We start from the raw sequence: 8,982 nt of genomic DNA, 5'->3' as shown, positions 1-8,982 counted from the left end.
GGTGTCGCAAGCCTTTAACCACACGGAGAGAGAAAAGATTAGCAGATGGCTCAGCTGACCGTGGACCTTGGCGGACGGCCCGGTGTGGACTGCCGGGGGTTCTGCGAATACTGTTATTTCAGGCATGTCAGGGACGTCGCACCCCTTGGGTGCCGGTACTGCCCCCCGTTCAGGGTAGGGTGCGATTACTGCAGCAGGGGCGTTAAAGAGCAGTACAGGGGGTTCAAGCCACTGTCCGCCGTTGCAGACGATATCCTGGCCAGCCTGCAGATGCTCCCGGACGATATCACCAGGGTTACGATCAGCGGGGGCGGGGATCCGAGTTGTTATCCTGAGTTTGTAGACCTGATCGAACTCCTGGGGAGCATGGAGGCTCCGCTCCATATCGGCTATACCAGCGGCAAGGGGTTCGACGACCCGTCCATTGCCGATTTTCTGATCGATAACGGACTGACCGAGGTGTCGTACACGATCTTTTCCGCCAATCCGGCCCTCAGGAAACGGTATATGCATGACCCGACGCCTGAGGCGTCTCTTGCGGTCATGAGGAGGTTGTGCGAGGAGATCGACGTCTATGCCGCCGCCGTGGTCATGCCGGGCGTCAACGACGGCGCCGACCTGGAGCAGACCTGCGCATGGCTCGACGAGGCCGGGGCAAAGGGGCTGATCCTGATGCGGTTTGCAAACACCACCGAGCAGGGCCTGATCCTGGGCAACGCCCCGCTTATCCCGGGCCAGCCGGTCGAGAGCGTCGAGGCGTTCAGGGAGCGGGTGACCGCCCTCAATGAGAGGTACGCCCTGAAGATCAGCGGCACCCCGCTCTGGGATCCCGAGATCGGGTCGCCGTTCGCCATCCTGGGGGAGCCCGACCTCCTCGCGAAACTCCCGGCGGTGCGGGCCTCCGCATCGGTGATCACCGGGAGCGTGGCGGCGCCCTCTATCAGGCGGGTGCTCGATGCCTGCGGCGGGGGGTGCGAGGTCGTCCCGGTGGCGAAGGAGATCGCATGCCTGATCACCCTCGATGACCTCAGGGGCCTCGACCTCTCCGACCTCGAGGAGACCGTGATCCTTCCGGGCCGCTGTTTCGTCCACGACCGGCAGGCGTCAGACCTCCTGAGCGCCGACGGGAGGATCAGGACCGTGCTGCGGGGGCCCGATATGCTCACCGCCGACGCCGAAACCTCCATGGGCATGAACAAAAACGAGGTCCTCCAGATGGAGATGGAAGGGTTTTCCGCCCTGATCCACTGCATCAACCAGAACGGCCGGAGAAGATAGAGGGGCCGACACCTATACGGCCCTCGATTCACGCGATAGACCGGAGAGCCCGCGTGGCGATCCCGAACACATTTTCCCGCTCCTTCGCGGCTTCCCGGCATCCCTGCCCCCGGGGTTCTTACCCCCGTCCGTGCGGATTGGCCCGGGAAGGCAGAGATCCTGAGAGGCTACACGTCTCCCTCTCAATGATGGGGTATTCAGCCCCCCGGCACCGGTCCCCCAGAACGGGATTTCTCCAGAGCCAGAAAAAAGAGATATTTTTTCAGTCTTCCCTGACCGAATTGTAGCGCTCGTTCTCGCGCTCCCGCAGGACGTTCCGCCGGATCTTGCCGGAGATCGTCTTGGGGAGTTCGTCCACGAACTCGATCGCGCGCGGGTACTTGTACGGGGCGGTCGTGTTCTTCACGAACCGCTGGATCTCCTTGACCAGGGTCTCAGAGGGCACAAAGCCCGGGGCGAGGATGACGAACGCCTTGACGATCATGCCGCGGATGACGTCGGGCGACCCGACGACGGCGCACTCCTGCACGGCCGGGTGCTCCATCAGGGCCGACTCCACCTCGAAGGGGCCGATCCGGTAGCCGGAACTCTTGATCACGTCGTCGGCGCGGCCAACAAACCAGAAATAGCCGTCTGCATCCATGTAGGCCTTGTCGCCGGTGTAATACCAGTCCCCGCAGAAGGCGTCGGCGTTCGCCGCATCGTTGTCGATGTACGAGAGGAACATGCCGGGCGGCCGCGGTTCGGCCCAGATGGCGATCCGCCCCTCCTCACCGACCGGCACCGGCTGCCCGTCGTCGTCGTGGAGCTCGATCCGCCAGCCTGGTGCCGGGCGGCCCATCGACCCCTGCTTCACCTCCATGCCCGGGAACGTCCCGATGCAGAGCACCGTCTCAGTCTGGCCGTAGCCCTCGTAGATGGTAAGCCCGGTGCCTTCCTTCCACGCCCTGATCACCTCGGGGTTCATGGGCTCGCCGGCGCTCACGCAGTGACGGAGCTGGGAGAAGTCGAACTTGCCGAGATCGGCCAGGATCAGCATCCGGTAGACCGTCGGCGGGGCGCAGAAGGTGGTCACCTCGTACTTCTCCAGCACCGGCAGGAGTTCGGTCGCTTTGAACTTGCCGCGGATATCGTAGACGAGGGTGCAGGCGCCCTGCATCCACGGCCCGAAGAACTTGCCCCAGGAGGACTTCCCCCAACCGGTGTCGGCGAGGGTGAAGTGGAGATCGTTCTGCTTGAGGTCGAGCCAGAACCGGCCGGTGATGATGTGCCCGATCGGGTATGCATGGTTGTGGAGGACCATCTTCGGCTCGCCCGTCGTGCCCGAGGAGAAGAAGATGAGCATCGGATCGGTCGAGCGGGTCCTCTTCATGCCAGGGAGTTTGATCAGCTGGGACGAGACCGGGGCCGGGTAGGTGAGCTCCTGGTGGTAACTGACCCAGCCGGGAAGCTCCCCGTCCACCACGAAGCGGGAGACGAGGGAGGGGCACTGGTCGCAGATCTCGTTCACCTTTGCGGCGTTCTCCAGGTCGGTGACGACCATCTTGAACTTGCCGGCGTTCACCCGGTACTTCAGGTCCTTGGCCGTCAGCATCGTCGGTGTCGGGCAGAATACAACGCCGAGTTTAATCGCTGCTGTGGCAAAGATCCACCACTCAGGAATGCGGTGGAGCATGATGATGATCCGGTCGCCCTTGTTGATGCCGTACTTGAGGAGCATGTTCGCCGCCTGGTTGGAGAGGTTCATCAGGTGGCGGAAGGTGTAGAACTTTTCATGCCCTTCCTGGTCGGCCCAGATCATCGCCAGGCGGTTGCGGTCTTTCTTTGCCCACATATCGACGACGTCGAAGCCGAAGTTGAAGTACTCCGGCACCTCCGCATGGTAGGAGGCATAGACGTCCTCGTAATTCATTGCAGTATGCTCGGCGTCTTGCATAGCGGTACTAGATTTGGAGGGCAGGTAGATAAGGGGCGCGATTAAAAAAGAGGTGGGGTCAGGCGGCAGGGCGGTCGCCCGTCTGACCGTTTTCAAACTGCTGCATCTCCTTCATCTTCAGTTCTTTGCGTTTTATCTTGCCGGAGATGGTCTTGGGGAGTTCGTCCACGAACTCGACGGTGCGCGGGTACTTGTACGGGGCGGTCGTCCTCTTGACGTGCTTTTGCAGTTCTTTTACAAGCTGCTCCGAGGGTTCGAAACCGGCGTTGAGGACGACGAACGCCTTGACGATCAGGCCGCGGATCAGGTCGGGGGATCCGACGACGGCGCATTCCTGTACGGCCGGGTGCTCCATCAGCGCCGATTCCACCTCGAAGGGGCCGATACGGTAACCGGAACTCTTGATCACATCGTCGTCCCGGCCGACGAACCAGAAATAGCCCTCGTCGTCCATATAGGCGCGGTCGCCGGTGTAGTACCAGCCGTTCTTGAACGATTCCTCGTTCGCTTCTTTGTTCTCAAGGTATTCCACGATGAGGCCGACCGGCCGCGGGTTGAGGGAGATGGCGATCCTTCCTTCCTCGAAGGGTTCGCAGGGATCGCCCTCCTCGGTGTGGAGCTCGATGTGCCAGCCGGGCGAGGGTTTGCCCATCGACCCGAATTTCGGTTTCATGCACGGGAAGGAGGCGATGGCGCAGACCGTCTCGGTCTGGCCGTAGCCTTCCCTGATCGTGAGGCCGGTGCCTTCCTGCCAGATGCGGATTACCTCGGGGTTTAAGGGTTCGCCGGCGCTGGTGCAGTGGCGCAGTTCCCTGAGGTCGTATTTCTTGAGGTCGGCCAGGATCAGCATCCGGTAGACCGTCGGCGGGGCGCAGAAGGTGGTCACCTCGTATTTCTCAAGGATCGGGAGGATCTCGGTCGCCGAGAACTTGCCCCTGATGTCGTAGACGAAGACCGTAGCGCCGGCGATCCATTGCCCGAAGATTTTGCCCCAGCCGCATTTCGCCCATCCGGTGTCTGAGAGGGTGAAATGGAGGTCGTGCTCGGTGAGGTCCTGCCAGAGTTTTGCGGTGATGATGTGGCCGAGCGGATGGGCGTTGTTGTGGAGGACCATCTTGGGTTCCCCGGTGGTGCCGGAGGTGAAGTAGATGAGCATCGGGTCGGTGGCGCGGGTCTTTTTCGCCACCGGCATCGAGACGGTGCGGTGGGAGACCGGCGCCGGGTAGATCAGTTCGTACGGGAAGCTCGCCCATCCCTCGAGTTCGCCGTCGGCCAGGAACCTGACCTGCAGTGACGGGCATTCCCGGCAGATCTCGTCGATCTTCCAGGTATTTTCCAGGTCGGTGATGACCATCTTGAATTTTCCTGCCCGGATCCGGTATTTGAGGTCTTTGGGGGTGAGGAGGGTTGGGCACGGACAGTATACGGCGCCGAGTTTGATGAGAGCGATGACGAAGATCCACCACTCCGGGATTCTGGGGAGGAGGAGGAGTACACGGTCGCCTTTGCCGATGCCGTATTTGAGAAGGATATTTGCCGCCTGGTTCGAGAGGTTCATCATGTCCCTGAAGGTGAACTTCTTCTCGTTGCCTTTCTGGTCAACCCAGATCATGGCCAGGCGGTTCCGGTCTTTTCTGGCCCAGGCGTCGATGACGTCGTAGCCGAAGTTGAACGCTTCGGGGACGTCAATGGAAAAAGACGCACTGGTCTCTTCGTAGTCTTCCATGTTATGATCTGCCATGGGATTGGTCCGTATAGGTATGGCGCGTCAGCGTTTTTTAAGTTCACTAATGTTGTGCGCTCGTGTGTGGCCCTGAAAAAAAAGGAGATGAAGTGTCAGGATCTGCCGGCGGCGGCGATCAGACGCGTGCAGTCGGTGTCGGGGATTGCCCGCATCACTGTTTCCTGGAGATCAGCCTCCCAGTCTGCAGAACCGGCAAAGGTTTCGAGGTCGCCGGCGATGGAGGCGAGCGGGAGGGGGTGGTCGAAGAGGGTTACCGGCCTGAGTTTCAGCCGCAGGGGGTAGACTTCGCCGACGTCTCCGAAGATGGGCGTCTGGTTGACGAAGAGTTCAGATATGACCTCATAGACGCCAAAAAGGGAGGGGGCTCCCATGTCCCGTGCGCAGAGGATGATCCGATCGCCGAGATGCACTTTGCTGATCGTATCGGCATGGCGCTGTGCAACACCCCAGATGCGTTTTTCCCGGACAATTTCCGGCGCTTTCCCCTCAGAAATGCCTATCCAGCAGGTCATGGATGGTGATCGGCGATGCTCTATTAATATGTTTCGGATGTGGTCGGGCGCTGCGAAACAATTAAATAAGGTGCACCTGTAATCGCCCCATACGGGAGGGATAGTATGCCGTACAAATGGGTAAGCAACAAAGATGTGGATGAGGCCGTGGTCGTGATCATGAACGCACTCGAGGAGGGAAAGGAGTTCCCTGACTGGCTGAGAAGAACGATCCAGGGGGCGATCGACGATTCGGATCCGGTGTATGTGCGCTATTTCTACGATCAGGTGAAGAAGTTCGCACCCTCGTCGCTGAAGGTCTTCGGGGAAACCCCTGTCATATGAGAGGTGACAGGGGACGTTTTTTCTTTTTTGACTCATAGCCATTGAAACCCTCGTCTGACCCCGGATCAGGAGGAGCATACGCTCTGGCCTGTAGCTTTGTCGTTTTTCCAGGAGAGCCTCAGGCATGCGGCAGGTCATCCATGCCTGAGGAGCAGTGCGGATCTCACGCGAAGCCGCGAAGGGATGGGGGGTGTTTCTGTCTTCGCGGCCTATCGCGTCTATCGGGGCTGGTTACTCCCGCTGATGATCACCCATGGAGGGAAAAATTGGGTACCCTGTCACCGGGGGGGCCTGCTGCCTCCCGGTCCGGGATCACCTCTTCCCGGCGGCCTCGCCCTCGACGAAATACTCGATGAGCGTCTTCGTCATCTTTGTGCCCAGGGTGGGGCGCGTGCTTTCAAGCCAGAGGAAAAAGCCCGCCATATGGGGTGTGCGCCGGCTTTCGTACTTGAACCCGCCGATTTTTGCCGGGACCATCTTGAAGTACTCTTTTTTCTTGCGCGATCTGAAGTACAGGATCGGGCGGAGGTCGGGGAGGTTTACAGCGAGGATCACCTTGGAGAAGTCCCTCATGATGCTCTCGTAGGTGAGGGCCTCGCCCCTCATGGTGATGGCGCTCTTCTGACAGAGCAGGCGTATTGCCGGCGGGTAGAGCCCGCCGAAGACGATCTTTTTTACGATCGGGGGGATCTCGTCGGGTTTAAGGAGATCGGCGGGGGTGGCGCCCGCATCCATCAGTTCGAGCATCCGGTCCCTCCGCTCGTCGTGGAGTTTGCGGTAGTCGAAGGAGCGCCTGGTATGGATGTCGGCCAGGTGGAGAAGTTTCGGGTGGGCGATGGGCTTTCTCGGCTGGTAGCGGATCTCCCGCTGGCTGAGCACCCGTTTGATCTCCTCGCAGGACGAGGTGGTGATCAGCACCGATTCAGGCTCCTTCATCAGCCGCTGCACGATAGAGTTGCGCGAGATGTCCACCGAGGAGACCAGGATGAACGGGACGATCGGCTGCCCGAAGAGGTAGCCGATCAGCCGTTTTTTGAAGATGATCTCCTGCTCGAACTCTTTTAAGTCCGAGGGGGAGGTGACGATCTCGCCGAAGCCGACGGTGTTCTGGACGTCAAGGAACATCAGGTCGAACTCTGCGAGGTCCTGGCCGTTGCCGCGGACCTTGATATCGCCGTAATTGGAGTAGAAGGTGCCGTTCTGTTCCTGCGTGATCTTCTGCCTGATATAGGGGGCGTCGGCGCCTTTTCTGACGACGCCCTTGACCAGGTTGCAGTCCGCGACCGTCTCAAGCAGGGCCTCATAGATGACCCCTTCATACCACCGCCCTTCGGCGGTTCTCATCAGGGAGATGTCCTCTGAAAATAAGTTCTTCTTCTCGGACTTGCGGAGATGGCGCGTGGCTTTCAGGGCCTGGGTGCGTGTCGGCGTGATCGCATTGAGGTGCGCGCGCAGCCACTCCACCATCTCCATTCCGTTATTCGATACCATTTGATGTTCCTGTCTTTCCGGTGTGTTGGTCGGTCGGCGGGTATATAGTTTTACGGGCAATCCCGACCGGGTTATTCAAGGACGAGAATCCGCCGGGTGAGGCTTTTGTGGACCCGCTGTTCATGGTACTGGACGATGGTGAAGCGGGCGGCCGCAATCTCTCTGATGTCCCGGTGGGTGACGACGACGGCACGCCGCCCCGCTTTCAGCACCCGCCCGATCTCGTCGAGGGCCCCTTCGTAGAGGCGGGTGAAGTTCTCCCCGAGGATGCAGACCGACTGGCCGTACGGCAGGTCGGTGACGACGGCGTCGACTGAACCGGTGCGGAGGGGCAGGGCCGTGGCATCGGCCAGGAGGAGGTCGGCTTCGGGGACGTTGAGGCGTGAGCCGGCGATCATGGTGCGGTCGAAGTCGCTCCCGACGACCCGCACCCCGATCCGCCGTCCCTCTTCGAGCATGCCGCCGGTGCCGCAGAACGGGTCTGCCATCACCTCGCCGGGCATGACGAGAGAGAGGTTGAGGAGGGCCCGCGCCGTCCTCGGCATCATGACGCCCGGGTGGAAATACGGGCGGGTGGACGGGCTCCTGCTTTCGTACGAGGTGCGGAGGTCGCTATAGATGACCCGGCCAAGGTAGCAGCGGTCCTCGGTGAGAACCGCCCGATAGACCGTTTCAGGCGCCTTTAACGAGACCGGGCCGGCGATGCCGTATCCGATCAGCCGTTCGAGGGCGAGCTGGGATGGGTACTCCCGGGAGCCCGGGATGATCTTCACCCGCGCCGCAAAGGGGCGGTCTGAGGTGAGGGCGAGGTCGGCCAGAAGGGCTCTGACGGCGTCCGCTGTCGGTTCGCACTCGCCGAGATATTCCATGACGGTATGGGTGAGGGCGAGGCGGTCGGTCGCCGCGGGGGCGGGACATTCGGCGACGGCCACGCGGTCGCGGCGGTCGCAGATCCGGCCCACACATTCGAGCTCGGCGTAGGGGAGCGTCGGATGCTCGCCCGAGAGCTCAAAGAGCATTTTCATGGCCACTTATTATAAGGGATTCTCAGATATATAGGGGAGCGTGAACGCCCATGGCAGACAGGGATGAGAGCGCAGGGAACGGATACGTGACGCCGCCGTTTTTCCGCCCGGAGTTCGAGGAGGCGTTCCAGTTTATCGTCGGGGCGTATGCCGTCCGGCCCTCTGATCTGGCGGTGTTTCTCCCCTGCTCGGTCCAGAAACCCTACAGCACGAGCCCGAGCCACCGGAAGTTCGACGAGGTGATCGCCACGGCGGTCCCGGCAGTGAGGGCCCATGTGGTGGTCTTTGGCACCTGCGGGGTGGTGCCGCGGGAGCTGGAGCGGATGTACCCCTATGCCACGTACCGCTACAACCTGGGCCGGTGCCCTGACCCGATCGTCCACCGCTCGTTTCTCAGGATCGAGACGGTGCGGATCGCCAGGTATCTTGAGAAGACAGAGACGCTCTACCGCCGGCGGGTGGCATACTGCCTAGGAGACTTCAGGGCGGCGATGACGGCGGCGGTGGAGCAGACCGGCATTCCGGTTACGGTTGCGCCGGCGGAGGAGACGATCGCCGCCTGCCGCGACCCCTCGGCGCGGTTTCCCGACGGGAGCCTGAACTCCCGGGCCTATCTTCTGGATTTCGAGCGGGCGCTGAAGGGTGCGGATTCGCGATGATATAAATCCGCCG

8 protein-coding genes are annotated in these 8,982 nt (G+C 61.2%); 3 read left to right on the top strand and 5 right to left on the bottom strand.

Going from position 1 to position 8,982, the window contains the following annotated elements:
- The first annotated feature begins 45 nt into the window (after positions 1 to 45).
- Positions 46 to 1,278 carry a methyl coenzyme M reductase-arginine methyltransferase Mmp10 gene (gene mmp10 / locus HWN36_RS10930; protein WP_176789413.1) on the top strand — a complete coding sequence of 411 codons (1,233 nt, stop codon included), beginning with the start codon at positions 46 to 48 and terminating at the stop codon, positions 1,276 to 1,278.
- A gap of 262 nt (positions 1,279 to 1,540) precedes the next feature.
- Here mmp10 and HWN36_RS10925 read toward each other — a convergent pair whose 3' ends face one another.
- The 3 genes from HWN36_RS10925 to HWN36_RS10915 form a co-directional block, all read right to left on the bottom strand.
- Positions 1,541 to 3,190: an acyl-CoA synthetase gene (locus HWN36_RS10925; RefSeq protein ID WP_394354416.1), complete on the bottom strand. Its 1,650-nt coding sequence runs from the start codon at positions 3,188 to 3,190 to the stop codon at positions 1,541 to 1,543.
- An 82-nt stretch (positions 3,191 to 3,272) separates the two neighbouring features.
- Positions 3,273 to 4,955 (bottom strand): AMP-binding protein, encoded by a 1,683-nt coding sequence (locus HWN36_RS10920; protein ID WP_176789411.1) that lies wholly within the window; start codon positions 4,953 to 4,955, stop codon positions 3,273 to 3,275.
- A 95-nt stretch (positions 4,956 to 5,050) separates the two neighbouring features.
- Positions 5,051 to 5,470, bottom strand: coding sequence for an EVE domain-containing protein (locus HWN36_RS10915; protein ID WP_176789410.1), 420 nt, complete (start codon positions 5,468 to 5,470; stop codon positions 5,051 to 5,053).
- A 105-nt stretch (positions 5,471 to 5,575) separates the two neighbouring features.
- Here HWN36_RS10915 and HWN36_RS10910 point away from each other — a divergent pair, with 105 nt between their 5' ends.
- A complete protein-coding gene (locus tag HWN36_RS10910) occupies positions 5,576 to 5,794 on the top strand; it encodes a hypothetical protein (protein WP_176789409.1) in 219 nt (72 codons plus the stop codon).
- A gap of 312 nt (positions 5,795 to 6,106) precedes the next feature.
- Here the strand turns inward: HWN36_RS10910 and HWN36_RS10905 are convergent, their stop codons facing one another.
- Positions 6,107 to 7,267, bottom strand: a complete 1,161-nt coding sequence (locus HWN36_RS10905) for a hypothetical protein (protein ID WP_246269906.1) — start codon at positions 7,265 to 7,267, stop codon at positions 6,107 to 6,109.
- 89 nt (positions 7,268 to 7,356) lie between these two features.
- Positions 7,357 to 8,310, bottom strand: coding sequence for a methyltransferase domain-containing protein (locus tag HWN36_RS10900; protein WP_176789407.1), 954 nt, complete (start codon positions 8,308 to 8,310; stop codon positions 7,357 to 7,359).
- A 50-nt stretch (positions 8,311 to 8,360) separates the two neighbouring features.
- Here HWN36_RS10900 and HWN36_RS10895 point away from each other — a divergent pair, with 50 nt between their 5' ends.
- Positions 8,361 to 8,969: a DUF5591 domain-containing protein gene (locus HWN36_RS10895; RefSeq protein WP_176789406.1), complete on the top strand. Its 609-nt coding sequence runs from the start codon at positions 8,361 to 8,363 to the stop codon at positions 8,967 to 8,969.
- Positions 8,970 to 8,982 lie beyond the last annotated feature (13 nt).

Source organism: Methanofollis tationis (assembly GCF_013377755.1).
GTDB classification, from domain to species: Archaea; Halobacteriota; Methanomicrobia; order Methanomicrobiales; family Methanofollaceae; genus Methanofollis; species Methanofollis tationis.
This window is presented reverse-complemented; position numbering and strand designations above follow the sequence as displayed.

Coding starts and splice junctions, on each gene's coding strand:
- mmp10 (WP_176789413.1), top strand. CDS start 46: ATGGCTCAGCTGACCGTGGACCTTGGCGGACGGCCCGGTGTGGACTGC.
- HWN36_RS10925 (WP_394354416.1), bottom strand. CDS start 3,190: ATGAATTACGAGGACGTCTATGCCTCCTACCATGCGGAGGTGCCGGAG.
- HWN36_RS10920 (WP_176789411.1), bottom strand. CDS start 4,955: ATGGCAGATCATAACATGGAAGACTACGAAGAGACCAGTGCGTCTTTT.
- HWN36_RS10915 (WP_176789410.1), bottom strand. CDS start 5,470: ATGACCTGCTGGATAGGCATTTCTGAGGGGAAAGCGCCGGAAATTGTC.
- HWN36_RS10910 (WP_176789409.1), top strand. CDS start 5,576: ATGCCGTACAAATGGGTAAGCAACAAAGATGTGGATGAGGCCGTGGTC.
- HWN36_RS10905 (WP_246269906.1), bottom strand. CDS start 7,267: ATGGAGATGGTGGAGTGGCTGCGCGCGCACCTCAATGCGATCACGCCG.
- HWN36_RS10900 (WP_176789407.1), bottom strand. CDS start 8,310: ATGAAAATGCTCTTTGAGCTCTCGGGCGAGCATCCGACGCTCCCCTAC.
- HWN36_RS10895 (WP_176789406.1), top strand. CDS start 8,361: ATGGCAGACAGGGATGAGAGCGCAGGGAACGGATACGTGACGCCGCCG.